This is a genomic window from Imperialibacter sp., assembly GCF_048007035.1.
In the GTDB taxonomy this organism is placed as follows: domain Bacteria; phylum Bacteroidota; class Bacteroidia; order Cytophagales; family Cyclobacteriaceae; genus Imperialibacter.
In genome coordinates, this window is record NZ_CP180355.1 from 3,240,849 (window position 1) to 3,265,366 (window position 24,518).

General features: G+C 47.3%; 21 protein-coding genes. 14 read left to right on the forward strand and 7 right to left on the reverse strand.

The window, feature by feature from the left end; translation table 11 throughout:
• The first annotated feature begins 237 nt into the window (after positions 1-237).
• The 6 genes from ACMVP2_RS14000 to ACMVP2_RS14025 all read left to right on the forward strand — a co-directional run bounded on the left by ACMVP2_RS14000 (position 238) and on the right by ACMVP2_RS14025 (position 10,185).
• Positions 238-2,685, forward strand: a complete 2,448-nt coding sequence (locus ACMVP2_RS14000) for an ABC transporter permease (protein ID WP_416868095.1) — start codon at positions 238-240, stop codon at positions 2,683-2,685.
• A gap of 302 nt (positions 2,686-2,987) precedes the next feature.
• Positions 2,988-3,587 carry an RNA polymerase sigma-70 factor gene (locus tag ACMVP2_RS14005; RefSeq protein ID WP_416868096.1) on the forward strand — a complete coding sequence of 200 codons (600 nt, stop codon included), beginning with the start codon at positions 2,988-2,990 and terminating at the stop codon, positions 3,585-3,587.
• 24 nt (positions 3,588-3,611) lie between these two features.
• Positions 3,612-4,634, forward strand: coding sequence for a FecR family protein (locus ACMVP2_RS14010; RefSeq protein WP_416868097.1), 1,023 nt, complete (start codon positions 3,612-3,614; stop codon positions 4,632-4,634).
• Positions 4,619-6,379 (forward strand): DUF4974 domain-containing protein, encoded by a 1,761-nt coding sequence (locus ACMVP2_RS14015; RefSeq protein WP_416868098.1) that lies wholly within the window; start codon positions 4,619-4,621, stop codon positions 6,377-6,379. Before ACMVP2_RS14010 ends, ACMVP2_RS14015 begins: the two co-directional genes overlap by 16 nt.
• Positions 6,380-6,510: 131 nt before the next feature.
• Positions 6,511-7,797, forward strand: coding sequence for a hypothetical protein (locus ACMVP2_RS14020; protein WP_416868099.1), 1,287 nt, complete (start codon positions 6,511-6,513; stop codon positions 7,795-7,797).
• 42 nt (positions 7,798-7,839) lie between these two features.
• On the forward strand, positions 7,840-10,185 hold the full coding sequence (locus ACMVP2_RS14025) for a TonB-dependent receptor (RefSeq protein WP_416868100.1): 2,346 nt from the start codon (positions 7,840-7,842) through the stop codon (positions 10,183-10,185).
• A gap of 87 nt (positions 10,186-10,272) precedes the next feature.
• Here ACMVP2_RS14025 and sucD read toward each other — a convergent pair whose 3' ends face one another.
• Positions 10,273-11,148, reverse strand: a complete 876-nt coding sequence (gene sucD / locus ACMVP2_RS14030) for a succinate--CoA ligase subunit alpha (protein ID WP_151996329.1) — start codon at positions 11,146-11,148, stop codon at positions 10,273-10,275.
• Positions 11,149-11,226: 78 nt separating this feature from the next.
• A complete protein-coding gene (locus tag ACMVP2_RS14035) occupies positions 11,227-11,706 on the reverse strand; it encodes a KdsC family phosphatase (RefSeq protein ID WP_416868101.1) in 480 nt (159 codons plus the stop codon).
• Positions 11,707-11,946: 240 nt separating this feature from the next.
• Between ACMVP2_RS14035 and ACMVP2_RS14040 the strand changes: the two genes are divergently transcribed.
• The gene (locus ACMVP2_RS14040) at positions 11,947-12,156 is read left to right on the forward strand and encodes a hypothetical protein (protein ID WP_339784918.1); all 210 of its coding nucleotides are present in this window, start codon (positions 11,947-11,949) and stop codon (positions 12,154-12,156) included.
• A complete protein-coding gene (locus tag ACMVP2_RS14045; protein WP_339784920.1) occupies positions 12,146-12,478 on the forward strand; it encodes a hypothetical protein in 333 nt (110 codons plus the stop codon). Before ACMVP2_RS14040 ends, ACMVP2_RS14045 begins: the two co-directional genes overlap by 11 nt.
• Positions 12,479-12,541: 63 nt before the next feature.
• On the opposite strand, the gene kdsA is transcribed toward ACMVP2_RS14045, so the two are convergent.
• Positions 12,542-13,321 (reverse strand): 3-deoxy-8-phosphooctulonate synthase, encoded by a 780-nt coding sequence (kdsA, locus tag ACMVP2_RS14050; RefSeq protein ID WP_151996333.1) that lies wholly within the window; start codon positions 13,319-13,321, stop codon positions 12,542-12,544.
• Complete coding sequence (locus tag ACMVP2_RS14055) at positions 13,318-13,923, reverse strand: SIS domain-containing protein (RefSeq protein WP_339784924.1); 606 nt, start codon at positions 13,921-13,923, stop codon at positions 13,318-13,320. Before ACMVP2_RS14055 ends, kdsA begins: the two co-directional genes overlap by 4 nt.
• A 245-nt stretch (positions 13,924-14,168) precedes the next feature.
• Here ACMVP2_RS14055 and ACMVP2_RS14060 point away from each other — a divergent pair, with 245 nt between their 5' ends.
• The 5 genes from ACMVP2_RS14060 to ACMVP2_RS14080 all read left to right on the forward strand — a co-directional run bounded on the left by ACMVP2_RS14060 (position 14,169) and on the right by ACMVP2_RS14080 (position 21,501).
• Complete coding sequence (locus tag ACMVP2_RS14060) at positions 14,169-14,426, forward strand: hypothetical protein (protein ID WP_416868102.1); 258 nt, start codon at positions 14,169-14,171, stop codon at positions 14,424-14,426.
• Positions 14,427-14,568: 142 nt separating this feature from the next.
• On the forward strand, positions 14,569-15,921 hold the full coding sequence (locus ACMVP2_RS14065) for an HTTM domain-containing protein (RefSeq protein WP_416868103.1): 1,353 nt from the start codon (positions 14,569-14,571) through the stop codon (positions 15,919-15,921).
• Positions 15,922-16,036: 115 nt separating this feature from the next.
• Positions 16,037-18,079, forward strand: a complete 2,043-nt coding sequence (locus tag ACMVP2_RS14070; RefSeq protein ID WP_416868104.1) for an OmpA family protein — start codon at positions 16,037-16,039, stop codon at positions 18,077-18,079.
• Positions 18,080-18,152: 73 nt separating this feature from the next.
• On the forward strand, positions 18,153-20,243 hold the full coding sequence (locus ACMVP2_RS14075) for a S9 family peptidase (protein WP_416868105.1): 2,091 nt from the start codon (positions 18,153-18,155) through the stop codon (positions 20,241-20,243).
• Between the two features lie 226 nt (positions 20,244-20,469).
• A complete protein-coding gene (locus tag ACMVP2_RS14080) occupies positions 20,470-21,501 on the forward strand; it encodes a threonine aldolase family protein (protein ID WP_416868203.1) in 1,032 nt (343 codons plus the stop codon).
• Here ACMVP2_RS14080 and ACMVP2_RS14085 read toward each other — a convergent pair.
• The 3 genes from ACMVP2_RS14085 to ACMVP2_RS14095 are packed head-to-tail and all read right to left on the reverse strand — an operon-like array spanning position 21,498 to position 24,131.
• Positions 21,498-22,385: a DMT family transporter gene (locus ACMVP2_RS14085; protein WP_339784934.1), complete on the reverse strand. Its 888-nt coding sequence runs from the start codon at positions 22,383-22,385 to the stop codon at positions 21,498-21,500. The genes ACMVP2_RS14080 and ACMVP2_RS14085 overlap by 4 nt on opposite strands.
• 55 nt (positions 22,386-22,440) lie before the next feature.
• Positions 22,441-23,586, reverse strand: a complete 1,146-nt coding sequence (locus ACMVP2_RS14090) for a hypothetical protein (RefSeq protein WP_416868106.1) — start codon at positions 23,584-23,586, stop codon at positions 22,441-22,443.
• On the reverse strand, positions 23,583-24,131 hold the full coding sequence (locus tag ACMVP2_RS14095) for a sigma-70 family RNA polymerase sigma factor (RefSeq protein ID WP_339784938.1): 549 nt from the start codon (positions 24,129-24,131) through the stop codon (positions 23,583-23,585). Before ACMVP2_RS14095 ends, ACMVP2_RS14090 begins: the two co-directional genes overlap by 4 nt.
• A 127-nt stretch (positions 24,132-24,258) precedes the next feature.
• On the opposite strand from ACMVP2_RS14095, the gene ACMVP2_RS14100 reads away from it, so the two are divergent.
• Positions 24,259-24,516 carry a carboxypeptidase-like regulatory domain-containing protein gene (locus tag ACMVP2_RS14100; protein WP_416868107.1) on the forward strand — a complete coding sequence of 86 codons (258 nt, stop codon included), beginning with the start codon at positions 24,259-24,261 and terminating at the stop codon, positions 24,514-24,516.
• Positions 24,517-24,518: the final 2 nt, after the last annotated feature.

Below are 24,518 nucleotides of genomic sequence, written 5' to 3' on the forward strand. Positions count from 1 at the left end.
GTGGGAAGTGGCTAACGCACAAGAAGAGCTTTACCCGAGCTGAAAAAGCCATAGGTTACTAATGCAGGAAGATCCCGCCACTCGGTGGGATTTTCTTTTTACACTGTCCGATATCAGACACCTCTGTTTGATACTGGAATTGGAAAGGCAAGGCATTTTTTTGTAATTAACTGAAAAGCAATAGATTACAGTTTGGTACAATGGTTGTCTTGCTTGGGTAGACAAAAATTTAAGGATATGCTAAAGAACATTCTAACTGTCGCCGTCAGGAACCTGCTCAAGCAGCGCTTTTACTCCATTCTCAATGTGTTTGGATTGGGAGTAGGGCTGGCAGTGTTTATGGTTATTTCTCTTTATATCGACTACCAGTTTAGCTACGATGGATTCCATGAAAAGGGGGATCGGCTTTACAGGATCGATCAGACATTTATCTGGGGCGATGCATATCCGACATTTGGCTCTACGGGGCCGGGCGTTTCCGATGCCATCCGCACCGATATCCCCGGCGTGGAGCAGACGGCGAGGGTGTATACGGTGGGTGACAGACTCGTAAGTGTGCCTTCTCAGCAAAACGTGGTTGCGTATGAAGACAACGGCGTGGGTGCAGTGGACTCCACCTTCTTGCAGCTATTCACCTTTCAAATGATCGCAGGCGACGCTTCAACCGCTCTTGATGAGCCGTTTTCGGTGGTCATCACCCGGTCTTCAGCGCTGAAGTATTTTGGCAAAGTTGACGCTTTGGGGCAAACGCTGAAAATGACGGATGGAAGAACCGAGGGGCTTTACAAAGTCACTGGTGTAATGGAAGACGTGCCACCCAATAGCCATTTCAGTTTTAATGTCCTTGCTTCTATGTCGTCGTTCCCCGAAGTGGCTGCCCGGAAGGCGACTTGGTTTTGGTCTGGCTTTGTTACGTATGCCCTGTTGAAGGAAGGTGCAAACCCGGAATCAGTCAGGGAAGCTATTTTTGACCTGCCAAGCAAGAGAGCAGGCCAGGCGTATGAGACCATCACGTCTGGTGGCAAGCCCTGGCATTTGTACCTTGTGCCTTTGTCTGATATATGGCTGCACTCGGTAAGCTCCCCTAACAGACTTGGGCCAACAAGCAATATTCTCTATGTGTACGTACTATCGGCAATAGCCATTATGGTGCTTGTGCTGGCCAGTGTTAACTACATGAACATGGCCACAGCACGATCAGTCAGCAGATCAAAAGAGGTAGGTGTGCGTAAAATGATGGGCGCATTGAAAGGGCACCTGCTTTTCCAGTTCCTGGCCGAGTCTTTTATCCTGGTAATATTCTCATCCGCCCTCGCAATAGGCCTTGTTGAGCTTTGCCTTCCTTATTTCAACAGTCTGGCGGGCATCCAATTGTCCACCCTTGGTCTTTTCGATAGTGGCACAAAGGTCATGTTCCTGCTAATAATTATTTTTTCTACCGCTCTTCTTGCCGGCGCTTATCCGGCGTTTTACATGGCTCGTTTCAGCCCTATTCAGGCACTTAGAAAGCAAAATAAGGTGGGCAAGGGCGGCCAACTGCTTCGTGGAGGCTTGGTGGTATTTCAGTTTGCCATTTCCATTACACTGGTCGTGCTTTCTTTTATCGTTTATGACCAGATTACTTATTTGCAAAGCAGAGATATTGGTTTTGATAAGAACAACCTGATCATTGTGCCGCAGGTGCAAAGAATGGACTCAGTAAAGAGGGTGTCGTTCAGAGAAGTACTTAGCAACAATCCTTCGGTTGCATCGGTGGGCATGTCTACGTCGGTTCCTCCCAATATATGGGATGGTGACAGCTTCACTACCGAGGATGACCCCGAGAATGAGCAGCCGATTAACTACATGAACGTGAGTAACAATTACTTGCAGACCCTGGGTGTTGAAGTGCTGCACGGCCGAATCTTTGAAGAGGGATTCCAGGCCGACCGTACGAGTGTTGTGCTGAACGAAAATGCAGTCAAAGCCCTTGGCTGGAACAATGATGAGACTGTGATTGGCAAAAAGCTCGTTTACTGGAGTGCCCGCTTCAATGTCATTGGTGTGATTAAAGATTTTAACTACTGGACGCTTGACAGCCCGATCCAGCCGCTGGCGGTGTTTCCTTACGGAGCGCCTATCACCCATCAGGAGACACATTTTCTGTCAGTCAGACTGAAGCCGGAAAATAATCAGGCTGCCGACGTAAAAGACTTTCTAAGCTTTTTGACATTGCAGTGGGACGAATTTGCACCCGGCTTACCATTTAGCTACCAGTTTACTGATGCCATGTTTTTCAGCGCTTTCGAATTTGAGCAGCGCCTGGGTCAACTGTTTTCTGTATTCACCGGTTTGGCTATACTAATTGCATGTATGGGCCTACTAGGGCTGGCTTCCTACATGGCAGAAGTGCGCAACAAGGAGATTGGCATCCGGAAAGTGTTGGGGGCGTCGGTCAGTCAGCTTGTGGTGTTAATGGGTAAGGATTTCGCCCGGCTTGTGATCATTGCCTTCGCTATCTCCGTGCCACTTGGCTGGTGGGCGGCTAATGTATGGCTGCAAAACTATCAGTACAGAACAAGCATCAAATGGGAGGTATTTGCTTACGCCGGATTGAGTGCCCTGGTTTTGGCCATTCTCACAGTAAGCTATCAGTCGGTAAAAACCGCTTTCAGCAACCCTGTTGATATTTTACACGAAGAATAGCCTTGCAAAAGCTTGAACTTTGTAAAGCCGGGGCGTTCCCGGCTTTTCTTTTTTTAGGGTAGCTGTTTTTGGTTTCTTAGCAACAGGCCAATCCCATTTAAAACAAATTCCACATTTTACTTTCAAAGCTGTTTATTACCCCGTTCCACGTCGGCTGCCCTTAAGGGTGAAACAGCTTTGAAATTCTTCTTTTCCCTTTAGGGCCAGGGTAAAAAAGAAGAATTTCGACAGATGGTTTTAAATACGATTGCCCTGTTCTTAACCGTGCAGGCAACCTGTTTTTGATATAAAACTCACTATTATTGCAGGAAATCACGCAGAAACTGTCAGATCAGATAGAACATACTGCCCATATTGTCAACATCGCTGACGAAAAAGTCTTCGAGGGTATTTTCCGTGAATATTATTCAGGGCTGGCTTCGTTTGCCCTCAAATATGTGAAGGATACGGAAATAGCCGAGGAAATTGTGCAGGAGCTTTTCAGCGATATGTGGATCAAAACAGATCTGCTGAAAATCAAAACGTCGATAAAGTCTTACCTTTTTGGAGCCGTCAGGAATGCCTGCCTCAACTATATTAAGCACCAAAAGGTAGAGCAGAAGTATGCAGACAGAACACGATACGTGGCACCAGTGGGAGAGTCTACCGACTTTCTGGAACTCGAGGAGTTGAAAGAAAAGATTGCCAGTGCCATGGATAAAATCCCGGAAAAATGTCGGGAGATATTTGAGCTAAACCGGTTTGAGGGCAAAAGATATAAGGAAATTGCCGACGAACTGAACTTGTCGTTGAAGACCGTGGAGAATCAAATGGGTAAGGCTTTGAAGATCATGCGGGAAGAGTTGGGCGAGTATCTGCCTGCGGTTTTATTGTTTCTGTTTTTGCATGGGGGTAAATGGTAATCTTGTTGTCGAACAAATGAAGAGATGAGTAAGCAGAGTCCACATATAGTCACCAACGAGTTGCTCGCAAAGTATTTTGCCGGCGAAGCGTCTGATGCAGAGTCAGCGGCTGTGATGACGTGGGTTGCTGAGTCTGCCGCAAATGAAGAGGCTTTTGTTCAGCAAAAAATGCTTTGGGAAGACCTCGGTGCTGTGATGATGGACGACGCAACGACACACACATCTTTTGATGTAGACGCTGCCTGGGCCAACGTAAAAACAGCTAAGGCGACCGCCGTCAGCAACCAGAAGAAATTGGAAAGTCGAAACCCGTGGATTATGCGGATTGCAGCTTCTCTGGTTCTGCTGGGTGGCATCACTTATTTCTTGCGCAGCTATTTCACCGAAGTGCAGATGACCGAGGTAGCGTCAGCCTCCGAGATAATAAACGTTGACCTTCAGGATGGTTCCCATATCACCCTGAATGAAGAAAGTATTATTCAATACCCCGAGGAGTTTGCTGCCAATCTTCGGCAGGTGAACTTGAAAGGAGAAGCTTTTTTTGAAGTGGCGCCCGATACCGTTAAGCCTTTTGTTATTCATGCCGGGCCTGCTATCATTACGGTGCTTGGTACCTCATTCAACGTCAAGAGTTCGGTAATGGAGGACACGGTTGCTGTTTTTGTGGCTACCGGAAGAGTTTCTTTTTCCGTGGGCACACAGGAAGTTATCCTAACCCCGGGCGAGAAAGCTACGTACACAGCTAAGTCGGGACTTTTGGCCTCTACCGGTGGGTCTACTTCAACCGGAGTAGATCAGTTTTGGAGAACCCGTCGGCTTTCCTTTGCTGGCCATTCTCTCCCCGACGTGATAGATGCTATTGAAGAGGCCTATTTTGTAGATATTGAGCTCGAAAATGAGCAAATGGCTAACTGTCGCCTATCCGTAAACTTTGAAAATGACTCTTTGAACAATATCCTTGATGTGATTGCGCTTACGCTCGACCTGAAGGTTAGTAAAAGTGGAAACGTCATTCTTTTAAAGGGAACGGGATGTCCGGAAAACTGATTTTTTTAACATTTTTTTTGGTAGCGGTTGTTGGTAGGGCCTGGTGTCAAAACCTGCTTGACCAACGGCTGTCACTAAACTTCACTGATCTTCCGATTGGGCAGGCGCTTACTGAAATCTCGAATCAGGCCGACTGCAGATTTTCCTATAATCCGGACCTGCTTCCAAATAAAAACATTACTGCCAGCTTTCAGGAGACATCACTTGAGGAAGTTTTAAAAAAGACGCTCGGAAAGAGCTTTGATTACAAAGTACGGGGCAGCTACATAATTATTCAGCCGGTGGCAGATAGGCAATCGCACAAGTCCAATATCGAGTTTGTGGGCGAAGTTGTAGATGCCCGCACGGGCAGAAGCCTTGCCAATACAAGTGTTTACGACGTAAATAACTTATCATCGACCCTTTCCGGCGAGGATGGTTCTTACAAGCTGTCCACCTTTTTTCAGGATGGCGTGACCGCTTTCGCCATCAGCAAAGAGAACTATAAAGACACGGTAATCAGGATTGTTAATCAGCAGATAGCGCCGGTTAAGATTGAGCTGCAGCCATTGGAAGCAACCGAAGAAACCAGAGACAGAACACTCCGACGTTTCATTGATTCTTTGAACATTGTCAGGTTTTTGGTCAACAGAAAAGCGAAGCAGCATATTCGCAACGTCGACATGGTCGAGCAGCGCTGGGTTCAACTGTCACTGTTGCCTGTGGTAGGAACTAATGGGCTGATGGGCGGCAAAATCGGGAACAATGTTTCGTTGAACGTTTTTGCAGGATACAACCATTCGGTAAGTGGAGTTGAATTGGGTGGGTTCTTCAATGTGGATAGAATGGACGTAACGGGTGTTCAGGCTAGCGGATTTGGCAACATTGTCGGCGGCGAAATGAATGGGGTACAGGCATCTGGTTTTGTCAATCTTACCCCCTCTGGAGGGAAGGGCACGCAGCTTTCTGGCTTTGTTAACCATGCTGGTACTCGTTACACGGGCCTGCAGGGTACAGGCTTTGTGAATGTGGCCAACAACATCAATGGCGCACAGCTCTCAGGATTCACTAACTTTACGCTGCTCGACATGAACGGTGTTCAGGGAACCGGCTTTGTGAACATGGCTGGAAGGGTGAGGGGTATTCAAGGGGCTGGCTTCTTGAATATGGCCACCGCCGTTAATGGTGTTCAGGCTTCCGGTTTTATCAATATGGCAGGAACCGTCAATGGTCTTCAGGTTGGTTTTGTGAACGTTGCAAAAAAGGTTGAGAAGGGAGCCACCATCGGTATTCTTAACTTGGTGAAGGAAGGATTTCACGCCTTTGACGTAAGCGCCAATGACATTACGGATCTGAATTTCTCCTTTCGGTCTGGCACGAAGCATTTCTACACCTTGTTGACGCTTGGTGTTGTTCCTCAGGAGAACACCATTTGGTCAATGGGGATAGGAGTAGGGACAGAGGTGGACTGGACCGAAAAAATCTATACCGACTTTGAGCTGTCAACAAACACTGTGCAACCAATGGATACCTGGATTGAAGACGCCCCGAGTGACTACCGGTTCCAGGTTAATTTCGGATTTAGGCTCCTGAAGTGGGCGTCTATCAATGCCGGCCCCGTTGTACATTTCTTTAATTACTCTTCCGACAGAGAGGCGCTGGATCTTTCTACAAAGTTTGGCGGACGACCACTTTTCAAATCTTCCGGCGCAACTTCCAACTCTAAGGTTTGGGTAGGCTATACTGCCGCTTTACGCCTTTTTTAGCCTGTTTGGCTACATAATAGTGCTCTTAAAAATATTTTCCTGATTTTTTTTCATCTGCTCGTGGGGGTAGCAGCGACTTTAATTTCCATAGGGGAAAGAGAAATTAAGTAGAACTCTAAAGAATTAAAGTCATGAACTCAAAATTTTTTTTATCGATGATGCTCCTTGGTTTAGTAACCTTTGCGAGTAAAGCACAAGAGTCTTCAAACGAAGATCAGAAAAGCGATGTAGCTGAAGAGATTATCAGCGAGCAGGCACTCCAGGTGTCGTTTGTTCCGGTGCTGGGTACCAACTTCAAACCTTATGGTCAATCTCTCAACAATGTTTCGTTGAACATATTTGCCGGGTACAACTATGGTGTCAATGGTGTTGAGCTTGGTGGATTTGTTAACGTCGACAGGTCGGATGTGAAGTACCTGCAACTATCAGGTTTTGTAAACCTTGTAGGAGGAAACGTTACAGGCTTCCAGGGAGCCGGTTTTGTAAACGGTGTCAAACAGCAGGTGACAGGAGCCCAAATGGCAGGCTTTGTCAATATGAGCAAAGGCTTGACTGGGGTGCAGGGTTCAGGTTTTGTAAACTATGCCCATGGTGATGTGATCGGCGGCCAGGGGTCTGGCTTTGTGAACTATGCTCACGGCGATATTACCGGGGTGCAGGGAACCGGCTTTGTAAACTTTGCACTGGGTGACGTTGTCGGAGCACAGGGCTCAGGTTTTGTCAACTATGCTAAAAGCGTGAAGGGTGTGCAGGGTGCCGGTTTTGTTAACTATGCCAATGATTCTCTGAAAGGTGCTCAGCTCAGCGGGTTTTATAACCATGCGAAGGAAGTGAATGGTGTGCAGGCATCTGGTTTTGCCAACTACACCAAAACTCTGCGAGGCTTCCAATTTGGTATCATCAACATTGCCGACACAGTAGAAAAGGGTGCAACAATAGGCTTTCTGAACATTGTTAGGACTGGCAAGCACGAAGTTGCCCTGAGCTACAACGACATCACCGATATCAATGCAGCATTCAGGTCGGGAACCGATAAGTTTTACAGCGTACTTGAGGTTGGAATTCAAACAGGCGACAATCCCCTATGGGCGGTAGGTGCAGGTTTCGGTACGCAGTTTAAACCCATCAAAGACAAATTTGTAACAAGCGTTGAGCTTGCTTCTTTTGGGGTAAACAGAGTGGATGATTTTCAGGACGACCTTAATCAGGTGACCAAACTATCAGTCAATGTAGGCTACAAAATATTCAAAACCTTATCAGTGAACGCTGGCCCGATATTGAATATATCCACTTCCCGCTCAGTTAATGCTGATGGTAGCTATGGTCTCGGCCTCGGTGAGAATGGATTTTATGACCAGACTTTTTCGGGTACAAACGTGAAGGCCTGGGTAGGCTATCATGTTGGGGTGAGGTTTTAATACCTCCCCCTCCTTTTTCCAATAAACCACACAAAAACACTCATGAAGACTTTTTTATTATCAGGAGCATTCCTCCTGCTTGCTACTTCTTTGTCATTTTCTCAGCAAATGACACAAACCGTTAGAGGACAGATTCTAGACCAGGATGCTAAGAGCCCTTTGATTGGCGCCACCGTCCAGATAGTTGGCACCGACCCAATACTTGGCGCTGTGACCGACCTGGATGGCAACTTCAGGATTACAAATGTGCCAGTTGGCAGGGCTTCGCTTTATGTGACCTACATTGGCTATGAAGACAAGGTTATTCCAAATATTCAGGTCAATTCCGCCAAGGAGGTACTTCTGAGTATTGATCTGGTTGAGTCGATTGACAAGCTGGATGAAGTAATCGTCACTGCAAAAAAGGACAAGTCTGAAGTGCTGAATGAGATGGCGCTGGTCAGTGCCCGTTCATTTTCGGTGGAGGAAACACAGCGCTATGCTGGTGCCATTAATGACCCCGCCCGAATGGTATCAGCTTTTGCTGGTGTGAACGGCGATGCTCAGGGTAATAATGACATTGTGGTGAGAGGAAACTCCTCCAAGGGAATCTTGTGGAAATTGGAAGGTGTAGAAATACCGAACCCCAATCACTTTGCGAACGAAGGGGCCACTGGCGGTCCGGTGAATGCTTTGAACAGCAATATGCTCGATAACTCCGATTTTTTCACCGGAGCCTTCTCGCCTGAGTATGGCAATGCACTTTCAGGAGTCTTTGACATCAAATTCAAAAAGGGAAACAACGAGCACCGAGAGTATACTACTTCTCTCGGTGTGTTCGGAGTGGACTTTACAGCTGAAGGGCCTTTCAAGCAAGGGTATAATGGTTCCTACATAGCCAACTATCGCTATTCCTCATTGCAGCTGCTGTCCGACGCTGGTATTCTTGATTTCAACGGCGTGCCCAAGTATCAGGACGGGTCTTTTAATATCGCTTTGCCAATAGGGAAGAAGCAGTACGTGACCATGTTTGGCCTGGGCGGCATTAGCAATATCAGCCAAACCGAAACTGATGAGGAAGATGAGGACGTTGTACTTTCCAGAGGAGACTTTGGCGCTCGCCTGGGCGTAGTGGGTGTTAATCACACCTACTTTATTAATGACAATGTGTTTGTCAGGAACTCTGTTTCGCTTGCGCTGTCGGGCCAAACTTCGAATTACGACATGAATGAAGACACCGGCTTCAGAGATGTGGAAGATATTGATCTCAATAAAAATAGTGTCAGAGTAGCCAGCACTTTGAACTACAAACTGAATGCAAAAAATAAGTTTGAAACGGGTATTATCTACTCAAGGCTTGGCTACAACGCCAAAGTTGATCTTTACAATTATGAAAACAAGACCATGGAGACGTGGCTGAATGACAAAGGGAACACAGGAAACCTTCAGGGATTTGGTAGCTGGAAACTGCGATTCAACGAGGCATGGACCATGACCAGCGGTGTTCACTATTTCCTTTTTGCTTTGAACAATACGCAATCTGTGGAGCCAAGAGTTGGTTTGAAGTACGACCTCAACAGCAGGCAGGCTTTTACTGCAGGTTTTGGTCTTCATAGCCGGTTGGAGCCGGTTTCTGCTTATCTGGCCAAACAAACGCAGGAGGATGGCTCACTTTTGCAGCCCAACAAGAACCTGAGAACAACTAAAGCGGCGCATTATGTGCTGGGTTTCAATCAGGTGATCAACCAGAGCACTCACCTGAAGTTGGAAGCCTATTACCAGCAGCTATACGATGTGCCGGTGGAGAAAGATCCGTCAAGCAGCTTCTCCATGATCAACAGCTCAGGAGCTTTTGTTAATGAATCGCTGGTAAATGAAGGGACCGGGAGAAACTATGGTGTAGAGCTTACGCTGGAGCAATACCTGACCCGTGGCTTCTACTATATGTCAACTGTGTCGTTGTACAAGTCACTTTACACAGCGCAAGATGGCGTTGAGAGGGCGTCCGCTTTTGATGGAAATTATATCGTGAATGTGATAGGGGGAAAAGAATTTAAAGTGGGGAGTACCGACAAGAACAGAGTACTCTTTGTCAACGCCAAAGCGGCGCTTATTGGCGGGCAAAGGTATAGTCCCATCGACCTTGAAGCCTCCAGGGAGCTCGGTACAGAAGTTAGAGACGATGCCAATCCGTTTTCAGTGAAGGGCGACGATGTGTTTTTCGTTAACCTGGCCATTGGCACGAGAAAGAACAGGAAGAAGACGACAAGCGAATTTAAAATTGATGTAACGAACGTTACCAACAACCAGGCGCTGGTGAATGAATACTATGTGGCGGGCACTGGCAACATTGTGAAATCCTATCAGCTGGCTATGTTGCCCAACATCGTCTATACGCTGAAGTTCTAAACCAAACAAGTGGAAAAAACAGAAGCCGCCTTGCGTTGCAGGGCGGCTCTGTTCTTTGGTTTAGGTTTGCTTGTTATAATGTATTACTTATTTCTTAAGCACTTTGGCCAGTGTCTCTCCTATATCCGCAGGAGACTGCACTACGTGAATGCCGCAGGCTTCCATGATCTTCATTTTAGCGGCTGCTGTGTCATCAGCACCACCAATAATAGCACCAGCGTGACCCATTCTACGGCCCGGAGGGGCTGTTTGGCCGGCAATAAAGCCAACAACAGGCTTTTTGTTGCCAGTGCTCTTGATATATTCAGAAGCAAGTGCCTCATAGTTACCGCCAATTTCACCAATCATCACGATGGCGTCAGTTTCGGGGTCGTTCATCAGCAATTCAACAGCCTCTTTGGTAGGAGTGCCAATGATGGGGTCACCACCAATACCAATTGCTGTTGAAATACCAAGACCCGCCTTCACGATCTGGTCAGCTGCTTCGTAAGTCAAGGTACCTGACTTAGATACTACGCCCACTCTTCCTTTTTTGAATACAAAACCAGGCATGATGCCTACTTTAGCTTCGCCAGGGGTGATGACGCCAGGGCAGTTAGGGCCAATCAGCGTTACTTTTTTATTCTTGATATAGTTTTTGGCAGTCATCATGTCCTTTACAGGAATGCCTTCTGTGATTGCCACAATTACCTTGATGCCGGCGTCAGCTGCTTCCATGATAGCGTCAGCGGCAAAAGCTGGTGGTACAAAAATGATAGAAACATCAGCTCCCGTCGTTTGCACAGCCTCTTCTACACTATTGAAAATGGGTTTGTCAAGATGCTTCTGACCTCCTTTACCCGGAGTAACACCTCCTACTACGTTGGTTCCATATTCAATCATCTGCTGGGCATGAAAACTACCCTCAGTGCCTGTGAAGCCTTGCACGATGACTTTGGAATTTTTATTTACTAGAACGCTCATTCTGTCGTAAGATTTTTGCACAAAAATAGGATTAATAATCGCTTTGCCAAACCTAAATAGGCCGGTTTAACCCCATTTTCAATCGGCCAGCAAGTAGTTGTCGATTAATTCACGCACGCATCCTTCGCCCCCTTTGAGCTGAAGCACGATATCAGCTTTTTCCTTCACTGCCTTCACTGCATCAGCCGGGCAGGCCGAGAGCCCTGCTTTTTCCATGACAGGCAAATCGTTGATGTCGTCGCCCACCATACCCACCTGGTCAAGGCCTATGCCCATTTCAGTCATCCAGGCTTCCAACACATCCATTTTCTTTGCTTCGCCGACATAGCACTTCGTCATACCCAGCATGTCGGCCCTGGCCTGTACCATGGAGGTGGTTTTTCCATTGCTGATGATCCCAACCTCAATGCCCGCTTTCTGTAGCAGCCGGATGCCCATGCCATCACGGGAATTAAATTTTTTGAACTGACTCCCGTCTTCCATAATGTAAATACCGCCGTCGGTAAGTGTGCCGTCAACGTCGAGAATGAGGAGCCTGATGTTATATTTAGGAGGCATTAAAAATCAAGGTTATCTATTCAAAGGCCTAAGATCAAAAAACAAAAGTGAAAACATACACAAGTTGATCAAATTCAAGGGATGGAAGCCCGCTAAAAGGGAAACCTGATGCTGATTTTCGCTGCTGCATGAGCCGGCTTGCGGAGCCATCATTTTGGCCAGCTTAAATATCATCTGAATTTTCTTAAATTTATCCGTGTTCACTTAGAGGCTGAAATAAGAAGCAAAAAATTGAAATCTATGAAAGTTTTGGTTGATATTCCTGACAAAGAGGCCGTTTTTGGGATGAAGGTACTGAAAAGCCTGTCGTTCGTGAAGAATGCAAAGCCTATGTCCCTGGCTTCAGCTGAGCTTTGGGAGAACCTGAAGGAGGCTGCAGAGGAGGTGCGTTTACATAAGCAAGGAAAAATTAAGCTCAAAACAGCTCAGGAACTGTTGGATGAGCTATAGCATCATACCCACCCATCGATTTGAAAAGGAGTTAAAACGTCTCGTAAAAAAATTTCCGTCTCTTAAACAGGAGTTTAGTCAGCTAATAACTGAGATTCTGCAAACTCCCGATTTGGGTACTCCCATAGGAAATAATTGTTTTAAGGTTAGGCTTGGAATTGGTAGCAAAGGCAAAGGAAAGAGGGGTGGTGCTAGAGTAATTACATACTTCTACGCCGAGGCTGGAGGCGTCTATTTGTTAACGATCTATGACAAGAGTGAGAAAGGTGACCTCAAGCCGAATGAGCTCAAGGCTATGGTTGAGAGTCTTGATCTCACCTAGTTCTCTTTTTTATATTTGACCCTTGGAGCCTACTTGATTTTTGCGATTTGCCATTTTGGTGCTTTACCCCTCCAGTGCTTTCCTCACCTTCATCACTTTCCTCAGTATTCCCTCAAGCTTTTCAATCGGCAGCATCGTTTGGCCGTCACTCAAAGCATTGGCTGGATCGGGATGGGTTTCTATAAAAAGGCCGTCGGCACCAGTAGCAATGGCGGAAAGTGCCATGGTTTCAATCATTTCGGGGTTGCCTCCTGTGACACCATCAGCTTTGTTGGGCTGTTGAACAGAGTGCGTGCAATCCATCACCACGGGCACGCCATGCTTCTTTAGCCTGGCAATAGCTGTGGCATCCACCACCAGCCCTTCGTAGCCAAACGAGAACCCACGCTCACAAAGCCACACATTTTTGTTGCCGGTGGACAGCACTTTCTCCAGTGAAAACTTCATCGCCTCGGGCGACATAAACTGCCCCTTCTTGATATTCACGCCTTTGCCTGTCTCACCAGCTGCCAGCAGCAAATCGGTTTGCCGACATAGGAAGGCCGGAATCTGCAGGTAGTCTACATATTTGGCTGCGATGGCCGGCTCATAGCTTTCGTGCACGTCGGTAATGGTAGGCACGCCAAGTTCTTTCCCCACTGCTTGAATAATAGCCATGGCCTCTTCTTTTTCGATGCCTGTGAAGCTGTTGAGCTTGGTGCGGTTGGCTTTTTTGAAGCTGGCCTTGAAAATGTAATCGATGCCCAACTCGTCGCAGATGCCTTTTACTTTTCTGCCTATTTCAAAAGGTGTTTTGTCGTTTTCGACCACACAAGGGCCGGCTATCAGGAATAGTTTACTCATTGCATTCTGCTTTTTTGTCCGAGGTAGCCGCTATGGTGCCTTTTGGCGTAGCCAGCCTTATCAAAGTTGATCTTTTTCATTAACATTACCACCAGCAAGTCGCCCAAAACCGACATCACCGTGGTGCTGGTCGTTGGGGTGAGATCGAGTGGGCAAATTTCTTTCGGTTGCCCGGTGCTCAGGCAAATATTGGCTGTTCTTCCCAGTTCGTTTTCCGGATGGCCGGTGATGCAAATAGTCTTGATTTTTGGGTACAGGTTGTCTGCCAGCTCCAACAACTTTAGTATTTCTTCAGTTTTGCCCGAATTGGAAATCACGAGCAGGATGTCGTTGGGCTGCAAAACTCCCAGGTCGCCATGTTGTGCTTCCGACGGATGAAGGAACACAGCAGGGGAACCTGTCGAGCAAAAAGTGGTGGCGATGTTCTGCCCTATCTGACCGGCTTTGCCAATGCCGCTAATGACGATCTTGCCTTTATTAATATGTATCTGTTCGTATAGCGCATCAATGGCGTTCAGTATCGACTCATCTACCGGGATATTATGAATGGCCTGAACCTCTTTTTCTACCAGACTGCGAATTTCTTCAAGTGACTGACTCATAATTGGGTTTGTAAAGCTGCAAAATTAGGAAAATGAGGATTGAAAATATAGCATCAGCCCATTTGTACGAATTAACAGCGCTTCAGATGCTGAAGCCAGGTCAGTTTCGTTCATCTATCGGTAGGTTATTGTTCATATATGTACACTTTTTTGCGAAAGGAAATATTTAACTATTTGATTATTAGACTGTTGAAATTTTTGGCACAAGTGTTGACTTATTTTCATGACCATTGAACAAAGAGATTATGAAATCGAAGAACGCAAATACAACAAAGATTCTCCTACTGGGAGTAATTGTGGCAGTCGTCTCGCTCCTGTCGTCTTTCAATGGGTCCGGGTTTGTAGCGGGTGAAAGGGTACTGACGGGAGCGGCCGTTGGCCAAAAAGATGACGCTATGAGGGTTGAAGCAAAGCTGCAGCTTGAGAAACTGGTGACAGCTAAAAAATTGGCGAAAGAAATAGATCAAAATTTCACTGCCGGGGGCAACACAATGGTCAATTGAAACGTAAACGCTTTTAAATGAATAAGAAATAACAACGCATAGTTGTTTTTAGTAGATAGGTTTAGGTTGGTTTGAAAAAGAGGGTCTTTAGGGCCCTTTTTTTTATGCCGGAGATTCATTTCTTTACACAAACTTTTTTGCTGTGTTTTCCTCTCTGACACTTAATCGACAGTACTTATCACAACCAGTTGACAATACACCCCTTGTGTTGTTTCGGGTGGTTTTTGGCTTTCTCGTATTTATGGAGGGAGCAAGCTTTTTTTTGCTGGGGCAAATCTCCGAAATTTATACTGAAGCAGTTGTTGTTTTTACCTATCAGGGACTAGGCTGGATGCAGCCACTGCCAGGCATTGGGATGTACCTGGTTTTTGCTTTTGTTTGTGTGCTTGGCATCATGATCATGCTTGGCTGGCGGTACAGGTTTTCAGCCTGGGCGTTTGCCCTCACCTGGACATACATTTACTTCTCCCACAAGGCCCACTATAACAATCATCACTACCTTTTTATGCTGATGGCTTACGCCATGGCACTGATGCCCGCAGCCGATGATTTGTCTCTTGACGCCCATTACCACCCTGATAAACGATCAACGTCTTGTCCCAGGTGGTGTATCTCCTTTTTTGTGCTTCAGTTGCTGATCGTTTATACGTTTGCCAGTATCGCCAAAGTTTACCCCGACTGGCTGGAAACAAGGCCGATGGAAATTTGGATGAAGGGCAAGTCTCACTATTGGCTGGTGGGTGGTGTGTTGCAGTATAAGTGGGTTCACTATGTACTTGCCTATGGGGGCATCGTTTTTGACGGAGCTATTATTTGGTTGTTATTAATCAAGAGGACTCGCTGGGTAGGCGTCGCCTTATCGATAGCTTTTCACCTCTTTAATTCATTTATTTTTCAAATAGGCATCTTTCCCTACCTCATGCTGGGCACCCTGTTCTTCTTTTTCGATGGTGCCGACCTCCGAAAAAAACTACTTGGAAGGTGGAAATTGGGAATTGCTTTGCCGCCAAAAACGGACTTGCTAAACAACCCAGGTTACTTCCTCTTTTTGGGCTATTTCCTGATTCAGCTATTGCTGCCATTGAGGCATCATTTGTTTGAGGGCAACGTGCATTGGACTGATGAAGGCCATAAGTTATCGTGGCATATGATGCTTCGGACGAAGAGTGGCAGTGCTGTTTACCGAGTCACCAACAAGAAAACTGGGGAGGTAGTGAAAGTTCGTCCGTCTCATTACCTGGGTTCACTTAAAGGCAGGATGGCCAGCAGCCATCCCGACATCATCTGGCAGTTTGCTCATCATCTCAGAAAGGAATACGAAAATAAAGGCTGGGAAGAGGTGGCCGTATTTGTCGATTGTGTGGTAAGTCTCAATGGCCACCCTTCCCACCCTTTGATTGACCCGGAAGTTGACCTGGTAAGTGTAGGATGGGAGCCATTCCGGCATTCTGAGTGGATACTTCAGTGGCCTGAGGAATTACAAGAAATTGAATAACTATTGAGAAGTATCCAAAATTAATCTATAATTTTCGGCCTTAAAGAGGGCCTTGTTTGGCCCAGGATGCGTACCTGTTTAGCCGCTGTTTTGTTAACAAAACACAGGTACATTTATGATTGCTACAAGTTTTAGAAAGTGGGCTACCACAGCTGTTCTGTTGTGTGCAGGCATGTTTACGTTAAAAGCCCAGCAGGTGCAGTGGGCCTCTTCAGTTGTTGGTTTTTCCAGCGAGTACATCAACAACAATTACAAAGGACAATATCTCGCCAAAGAGATTCTGGGTAAGCCAAGCAGGTATCCGGTATTTGGAGCGACACCATGCGGCTGGACGCCCAGCAAGGAAAATAGTCCTGAAGGCGAGTGGATCAAAGTTGGCTTCGACAAGCCTATGCAAATCAGCCAGGTAGCCGTGGTCGAAATCTTCAATCCAGGTGCTGTGAGCAGGATTCTGCTCTACGATGAGGCAGACAACGAATCGGTTATTTACCAAAACGACTCAACCGCACCGCTGAGTGAGGCTGGTAGGCTGCTTTCACATGTGTTCCCTAAAACGACCTACAAGGTGGCTGCGGTAAAGGTCGAGTTGCGCACAGCTTCGGTGCCCGGCTTTAACGAGCTCGACGCAATAGCCATTAGTGACTCGGAGGCACCGGTTCCAGTGGGGATTAACCTGTCTCCCGATGCGGACAAGGTGTTGCAGATAGAACACCTCTCTGCAAGTGTGAATGCGCCTACAGATGACCTTAATCCCATTATTTCGCCGGATGGCAAGGTATTATACTTCACAAGGGAAGGCCACCCGGAGAATCTTGATGATCCGGCTACTCAGGACATTTGGTTTGCGAAAATTAACGAAGATGGCAGCCTTGATACGGCAGTGAACATTGGCCGACCCCTCAACAATGCCAGCAACAGCGGTCTGGAGTCTATTTTGCCCGATAACCAAACTGCCTTGCTGCTCAACACCTACAATGCCGACGGAACGATGGGCGTGGGTGTTTCGATCACACACAAGGAAGGTGACAAGTGGGGCTTTCCTGTAAAAGTCGATATCGACAGCTTCTACAACCACAATAAGTTCGGAGAGTATTTTCTTGTTGCCGACGGACAAACGCTTTTGATGACTTTGCAGCGAGACAACTCCATTGGCTCTAAAGACATCCATGTTAGTTTTAAAAGGGAAAACGGCACCTGGACGGCACCCATGAATATCGGGCCAACTGTAAACACAGCAGCATCCGAAATTTTCCCCTATATGGCTGCCGACGGTGTTTCTCTTTACTATTCTACGTCAGGGTGGCCCGGCTACGGCGGCTCCGACATGTTCGTTACCCGACGCCTCGACGACACCTGGCTCAACTGGACAGAGCCACAAAACCTGGGGCCTCACATTAACTCTCCCCAATTTGACGCATACTATTCTTTTACCGCATCGGGCGACTACGCATACTTCTCCTCTTACGGCAAAGATTCCTATGGGAAGAGCGATTTATATCGGGTGAGACTTCCTGAATCACTGAGGCCAAAACCCGTGGTGGTAGTGCGGGGCCGGGTACTCAATGCCAAAACAAACGAGCCACTGGGAGCCAGCATCAACTATGAAGTGCTGAGTTCCGGTAAACAGGCAGGCGTTGCCAATAGCGATGCAATAGATGGTAGCTACAGCATTATTTTACCTTCGGGTGAAAATTATGGCTTTTTGGGTCAATCCGATGGGTTTATTTCAGTGAGCGAAAACCTTGATCTTGTCAATCTGAAGGAGTATCGGGAAATCAATAAGGATCTTTATTTGGTGCCAATTGAAAAGGGGCAGGTGGTGCGGCTTAACAACATCTTTTTTGACGTAGATAAGTTCACATTCAAGAAGGAAGCTACTCCTGAGCTCAACCGGTTTGTTAAGCTGCTGACCGACCAATCGGGACTGCGTATCGAGATATCGGGGCACACCGACAACACGGGCAGCGCTGACTACAACATGAAGTTGAGCGCCAACAGGGCAAAGGCCGTTTATGATTATTTAATCAAGCAGGGTATCGACCCTGGGCGACTGGCATTCAAAGGCTACGGGCTCACCAAACCAACTGCTGATAATAACACCGCTGATGGTCGGCAGCTCAACAGAAGGGTGGAGTTTCTGATCGTGGAAAGTGAATAACAGCCAGTTCACTTAAACCAGTTGGCGGGAACGATTCATTTGGGTAAATTACCTATGACTAACCAAGCACAAAATGATCACTCGTTTCCGCCAGCTTTTGCTGGTTATCCTGATTCCTATCCTATCCTTTCCCGCACTTGCGCAGTTCAGCCTTGAGGAGGTGATGTCTTACCCCTTTGCCACTGAGCTGGTAGCTGGCAGGGCGACCGATGCGATGGCGTGGGTTGAAAACAAAAGGGGGGTAAGAAATATCTACTTTGCAAAAGGGCCTGATGGGCCTTCGGTTCAGCTTACCAGCTATGGTAAAGATGATGGGCAGGAAATATCTTCCCTTAGCTTTTTCATGAATGACCAATGGCTGCTCTACGTGCGAGGCAGTGCACCCAACCGCAACGGCGAAATAGCCAATCCCGATAGCAACCCCGAAGGCGCCGAGCAAATTATCTGGCTTATTTCTACAGAAGGTGGTGATGCGATCAGGGTGGCAAACGGCTACTCACCAACCGTCCATCCCACTGAAAACACCATTCTTTTTTCCAGCCCGGCAGGTATTTTCCAAATAAACATCAATGAATACGGCATTCCCGAATCTGATAGTGAAAGGCTGTTATTTCGGGCCCGTGGCAGCAATGGTGGGCAGTCATGGTCACCTGATGGCAAAGAAGTGCTTTTTACCAGCTCAAGAGGAGATCATAGTTTCGTGGGGATTTTCAGTGCAGAAAAAGGGGAAATCCGCTGGATGGCTCCATCGGTAGGCAGAGACATGATTCCCGTATGGTCGCCTGACGGCAAACAGGTGGCTTTTGTCAGGTTCAGCGGCTTGAAACGATATGAGCTGACTAACCTAACCGGTGGAGAGTCATTTTCAATCATGGTGGCGGATGCTGTCACGGGGGCAGCTAAAGAAGTATGGAAATCCCCTTCGGACGATGGTGGCTTTGCGCAATCGTACCCGGCGGCTCCATTACGGTGGACGAAAGCAAACAGACTACTATTTTATTCAGAACACGAGGGCTGGATGCATATTTACAGCATGAATCCGGATGGGTCGGGGCTTACCGATTTGACACCCGGCGCCTGCGAGGCAGAGGACAGCGGAATTTCTCCAGACGGGAGTACACTTTATTTTTCTTCTAACTGTGGAGATATCGACAGAAGGCATCTGTATAGTGTGGCCGTGAAAGGTGGAGTCCCAAAGGCACTGACAAAAGGAGAAGGAAGCGAAATGACACCGGTGCCATTGGCGACAGGGAAGGGGCTGGCCATGCAATACATGGGGTATAACTTTGACAAGACTGTCGGTTTTCTGGCGACTGGAGCGACGACCGTGAAACAAATTTCCTCGGCTGCTCCATTGGCCTTTCCTGCTAAGTCGCTGGTCAAGCCGGAGCAGGTCATTTACAAATCGCCCGATGGCATTGAAATTCACGCACAACTATTTATGCCCGCTACTCATAAAAAGGGTGAGAAGCATCCCGCCATTATTTTCATGCATGGCGGCCCCATCAGACAAATGTTGCTGACCTTCCACTATTCAAGTTATTATTCCAACGCTTATGCCTTCAACCAGTACCTGGCCAGTCAGGGCTATGTGGTGATGTCGGTGAACTACCGGGACGGCATAGGCTATGGAAAAAACTTTCGCAGAGCTGAAAACCAGGGGCCAAGGGGAGCAGCAGAATACCAGGACATTGTAGCCGGAGGCAAATACCTGCAAGGCAGGGCGGAAGTAGACCCAGCCAAAATAGGCTTGTGGGGAGGCTCCTACGGCGGCTACCTCACTGCTATGGGGCTTGCAAGAAATCCGAAGCTTTTCAAAGCAGGTGTTGACCTTCACGGCGTGCATGACTGGGCTTTCCGGGCAAAGGAATTTAGCCCCGGCGGCTGGTGGGGCATCAGCGACGACTTGATGGAGAAGGCTTACGAGTCTTCGCCGGTATCTGACCTTTCGAAATGGACGGCGCCGGTTTTGCTCGTGCATGGCGACGACGACCGCAACGTGCTTTTCCAGCAAACCACCGACCTTGCCGAGACGCTCAGAGAAAAAGGAGTGAACGTCGATCTGCTCATATTCCCCGACGAAGTGCACGGCTTCCTGCGGTATGATAGCTGGTTCCGCACCTTTGAAGCGGCAAAGGTGTACTTTGATAAATATTTGAAGTAGCTGTCCTTCATAGCTTTAGCTCAAGACAGTTCGCAGTGAATAAAAAAACAAAACTGGTTCAATGCGTCCCGCTTGGACCTTTTGTTTTTTTACAAGCAAGTTGGTGGAGAGAACCTACCGGCCTTTGCCATTCGTTTTTTCGTGATACAACTTTCGCTGTGGCCTAGTGTCTTCACGAGCCACTTTTTTGCCTGATACAAACACATTTTAATATCTTGCCTGCATGATGACAGTAGATTTCAGAAGTGATACCGTAACAAAGCCCACGCCAGGCATGCTCGAAGTCATGATGGCAGCGGAAGTCGGCGACGATGTTTTCGATGAAGACCCCACCGTAAAAAAACTGGAAGCAAAAATAGCCGGCTTGTTCGGAAAGGAGGCAGCCATCTACTGCCCTTCTGGCACCATGACCAACCAGATTGCCCTCCGCATCCACACGCAACCACAGGACGAAGTCATCTGCGACAAACGCTCTCATATTTACCTCTATGAGGGTGGAGGTATTGCCAGTAACTCTCATATATCTGCCAGGCTTGTGGATGGAGACCGGGGGCGCCTTTCGCCGGAGCACATATTGGAAAACATCAATAACCCGGATGATATCCACCTGCCACTCTCCCGGCTGGTGTCGCTGGAAAACACAATGAACAAAGGGGGAGGTGCTTATTACACGCTGGCCCAGACCAAAGCTGTGAGTGACGCCGCCCGCTCGAAAGGCTTGAAAATGCATCTTGACGGTGCTCGTATTTTCAATGCATTAGTGGAAACGAGCGATCGGCCAGAGGACGTTGGCGAGCTGTTCGATACCGTATCCGTCTGCTTTTCTAAAGGACTTGGTGCTCCTGTTGGCTCTGCTTTGGTGGGTAGCCATGAGCACATCAAGAAGGCAAAACGGGTGCGCAAGGTTTTTGGCGGTGGCATGCGTCAGGCGGGATTTTTGGCAGCTGCCTGCATCTATGCGCTCGACAACCATGTAGAAAGACTGAAGATTGATCACCAGAAAGCCAAAGCGCTGGGAGACCTGGTAGTAACACTTCCATATGTTACCGGGCTTTTACCTGTCGATACCAATATTGTCATCTTTGAACTGGACAAAAAGGTGCTTGCAACAGACATGGTAGCCAAACTGAAAGAGGCTGGCATTTTGGCTGTGCCATTTGGAAAGCATGAGGTAAGGCTGGTGACCCACTTGGACATCAAGGATGACATGATCGACTATTTTGGCCAGGCTGTGGGGAAGCTGAAAAGTGCGTTTTAGTTACCCCTTTTAACGCTCACCAGGTATACCCCAAGAAAAATAAGAGCTGCGGAAATGAGCTTGCCAACGGTTGGTAGCTCCCGCCCCGATACCACTTCAATAAGCGTGGCGAAAAGAGGTTGAAGAAAGATGTAATAGCCAACCACTGACGAGTTCACGTATTTCAAGGCCGATACATTGGCAATGTAGGCAATAACGGTCGTTCCAATGAGCACATAGGCGATGCTAATCCATTGTGCGCTGGACAAGTCCCCAAATGGGATGTTAACAGCCTCGTGAATTGAAAACGGAGTAACGAAAAGCAATCCAAAAAGAAATGTCCATTTGACCACCGTCAAAGGGTGGTAGTGGGCCATCAGTCGCTTGACCAAAACAAGGTAAATAGCATAAGAAACGGCGTTGCCGATCACCAGAAGGTCTCCCAAAAGAAAGCTGTTGCTGAAGGAGAATTCATGAAGGCCTACAAGAGAAACCGCACCGGCCAAACCAAAAGAAAGCCCAATCGCTTTTCTTGTGGTGATCCGCTCTTTTAGCAAAAAGTAAGACATTGTGACTACTGCCACTGGAGTAAGGGTCATGATCAAAGCGCCGTTGACAGGAGAAGTCATGCTGAGGCCTTTGAAGAACATAAGCATGTTAATAGCTGCGCCAAAAAAGCCGCAGACAGCCAGCCGGATAAAATCTTTGCGGCTCTCTATTTTTTCGTTTGTAAATAATGGCTGAATAAGCCAGAAGAGTACTGTTGCTACAAACACCCGCACTAGAATGAACGCAAACGGAGATACCGGCTCCGGCATCACCGATTTGGCAACGCTGTAGTTGGCGCCGTAGAGTAAGCCAGTGATTAAAAGTGCAGGATGAACCCACCAGGGGTTTGCTTTCATGTCTTGATATTAAGGCACGAAGGTAGGCACTATAACGCCCTGATGCCAATTCAGCCTAGTTGCTGATTTGAATAGTTGTGGTAGTCAATGGTGAACCGGTCACACCGTCGTTGTATTTCCATGCCCCGCCATTTTGCAACAGCCGAATTGCTTCCTGATCGCAGGCCTGGCAAAGCGGCTTTGTTACCTTAATATTCTGCGGAGTGCCCTGAGCATTCAGGGTAAAACTTAATCCCACCTCACCACTTACCATGTCGGCTGTTTTTTGCTGGTTGTCAGTCACATACCTTCTAAAAGCCTCAAGTCCTGCCACAGGTGTCGCCAGTTGCGTGGTGGTGGCAATTCTTGCTGATCTGGCAACCGGCTGACTGGCTTGATCGGCTTCCTTTTTTGCCTTTGCTGCATCACTACTCGCATCAGCCGCTGTAATGGCATTCAGCTCAGATAATTGTGGGGCGGTCACTTCTTGAGGTACCGGCTCTGTAGCAATTTCTTTTCTTTCCGTCTCCTGCAATGCCAAACCAGCACCCTGGTTGCTTTCTTCTGCTTGAGCAATTTCTATGTCGTCTGCTAGTGTAAGGTCAGGTGTTTCTTCAGCAACCGCTATTTCATCACTTAGCTCAGCCTCATCGGCCACGGCCACCGGAGGGCCAGAAACCTGGGGACTTGCGTTCTCCTCTCCAGCTACAGGCTTTGGTGATTCAACCAGCTGACTTTCAGCGACCAGATTTTGTTGAGAAGAGGTATTGTCGGTTGTTGACTTTGCCGAATCGGCCTGTTCTTCGGTTTCATCCCTCTCAATTGGCGCAGGGTCGTTGATGGCCACCGATGAATCCGCAGCTAATGTCTCGGTGGATGCATTTTCCTCCGACCGAGGCGACATTGTCAGTCTCCAGGCCGAGAAGCCTGCCACCAGTAGCAGCGTAGCCACGGCCGCTATTTTCCAAACGTTAGAGAAGCTGTAAAAAGGTGCACTTTCAGACCTGGTCAGTTTCTTTTTCATATCAGCCAAATCTTTGGCCAGAAGCTTCACGTCCATATCCTGCAGGCCTTCCATCGCCTCATAGAGGAAAGGGTCATTTTCTGCCTTTCTTTCGAATGCATACTTTTCCTTGCTACTCATCTCTTCATTGAGGTAGCGCAGAAGGTCTTTTTCTTCCTGGCTTTTTGATGGATCGATATCGTTTTTGGGCTTGCTCATCTTTTACTCTCAATACAGAGCTTCAGGTTCCTTTTTCCGTTTTGAATATGGCTTTTCACTTGTTTCACATCTATGCTTTTCTTCAATGCGATCTCTTCATAGGTCTTTTTGTTGAAATAGAACATCTCCACACATCCTTTCTGTTCCGTCTTCAGTTGCTCAAGGCATTGTTGTAGTTGCGGTGTGAGATCAGTTTCTTCTTCGTCTAAAGGATGCACAACTTCGGTCGATTCCATAAATAGTTGCACATTTTTTTCCTGTACACCTTTTTTGGAGCGAAGCTTCATCAGACAGTGATTTTTGGTTACGACAAATAACCAGCTTCGGAATTTTTCTACTTTTTGGGAAGGGCTGCTTTCGTAGAGTTTCTCAAAAACCTCCATGGCAGCATCTTTGGCCTCCTCTTTGTCGCCCATGTATTTGAGGCAAACTCCATAAACAAGAGCGAGGTAGCGGTCGTACAGTACTGCCAGCACCTGCCTGTCCTTTTCAGTCACGAACCCCTGCCACAGGGCCTCATCAGAAAATCTATCAAGTAATTCCAAACAGATGTTGCTTTTGTAAACGGTCAGTCAATTGTTAACAGAACGGAAAAATAGAAAATAGTTGTGCCCAATTTATGGAATTTGAACTGGTCTTGCATCCTGTTATCAAAATCAAACAATGATGACAATGAAAAATGTAGCAAAACCCCTCGTACTGATAGCCCTGGTGCTATCTTCATTTACTGCCTACAGCCCGGCGTCCATAAAGGTTAATGGCACGGTGCTGAATGAAAAAGATGGCAAGGTGCTAACGGACGTGAATGTTGCCGTCAAAACAACCGGCAAGACCACAGTCACTAATCTGAAAGGTGAATTCGAAATTTTTGTGCCCACTGAGAACAATGTACTCATTTTTACCAAACCAGGTTTTTTAATAAGGAGGTAGCC

Excerpts from the sequence above, each read along its gene's own strand:
- ACMVP2_RS14000 (WP_416868095.1), top strand. The coding sequence starts at position 238 with ATGCTAAAGAACATTCTAACTGTCGCCGTCAGGAACCTGCTCAAGCAG.
- ACMVP2_RS14010 (WP_416868097.1), top strand. The coding sequence starts at position 3,612 with ATGAGTAAGCAGAGTCCACATATAGTCACCAACGAGTTGCTCGCAAAG.
- ACMVP2_RS14015 (WP_416868098.1), top strand. The coding sequence starts at position 4,619 with ATGTCCGGAAAACTGATTTTTTTAACATTTTTTTTGGTAGCGGTTGTT.
- ACMVP2_RS14020 (WP_416868099.1), top strand. The coding sequence starts at position 6,511 with ATGAACTCAAAATTTTTTTTATCGATGATGCTCCTTGGTTTAGTAACC.
- ACMVP2_RS14025 (WP_416868100.1), top strand. The coding sequence starts at position 7,840 with ATGAAGACTTTTTTATTATCAGGAGCATTCCTCCTGCTTGCTACTTCT.
- sucD (WP_151996329.1), bottom strand. The coding sequence starts at position 11,148 with ATGAGCGTTCTAGTAAATAAAAATTCCAAAGTCATCGTGCAAGGCTTC.
- ACMVP2_RS14035 (WP_416868101.1), bottom strand. The coding sequence starts at position 11,706 with ATGCCTCCTAAATATAACATCAGGCTCCTCATTCTCGACGTTGACGGC.
- ACMVP2_RS14040 (WP_339784918.1), top strand. The coding sequence starts at position 11,947 with ATGAAAGTTTTGGTTGATATTCCTGACAAAGAGGCCGTTTTTGGGATG.
- ACMVP2_RS14045 (WP_339784920.1), top strand. The coding sequence starts at position 12,146 with ATGAGCTATAGCATCATACCCACCCATCGATTTGAAAAGGAGTTAAAA.
- kdsA (WP_151996333.1), bottom strand. The coding sequence starts at position 13,321 with ATGAGTAAACTATTCCTGATAGCCGGCCCTTGTGTGGTCGAAAACGAC.
- ACMVP2_RS14055 (WP_339784924.1), bottom strand. The coding sequence starts at position 13,923 with ATGAGTCAGTCACTTGAAGAAATTCGCAGTCTGGTAGAAAAAGAGGTT.
- ACMVP2_RS14060 (WP_416868102.1), top strand. The coding sequence starts at position 14,169 with ATGAAATCGAAGAACGCAAATACAACAAAGATTCTCCTACTGGGAGTA.
- ACMVP2_RS14070 (WP_416868104.1), top strand. The coding sequence starts at position 16,037 with ATGATTGCTACAAGTTTTAGAAAGTGGGCTACCACAGCTGTTCTGTTG.
- ACMVP2_RS14075 (WP_416868105.1), top strand. The coding sequence starts at position 18,153 with ATGATCACTCGTTTCCGCCAGCTTTTGCTGGTTATCCTGATTCCTATC.
- ACMVP2_RS14080 (WP_416868203.1), top strand. The coding sequence starts at position 20,470 with ATGACAGTAGATTTCAGAAGTGATACCGTAACAAAGCCCACGCCAGGC.
- ACMVP2_RS14085 (WP_339784934.1), bottom strand. The coding sequence starts at position 22,385 with ATGAAAGCAAACCCCTGGTGGGTTCATCCTGCACTTTTAATCACTGGC.
- ACMVP2_RS14090 (WP_416868106.1), bottom strand. The coding sequence starts at position 23,586 with ATGAGCAAGCCCAAAAACGATATCGATCCATCAAAAAGCCAGGAAGAA.
- ACMVP2_RS14100 (WP_416868107.1), top strand. The coding sequence starts at position 24,259 with ATGAAAAATGTAGCAAAACCCCTCGTACTGATAGCCCTGGTGCTATCT.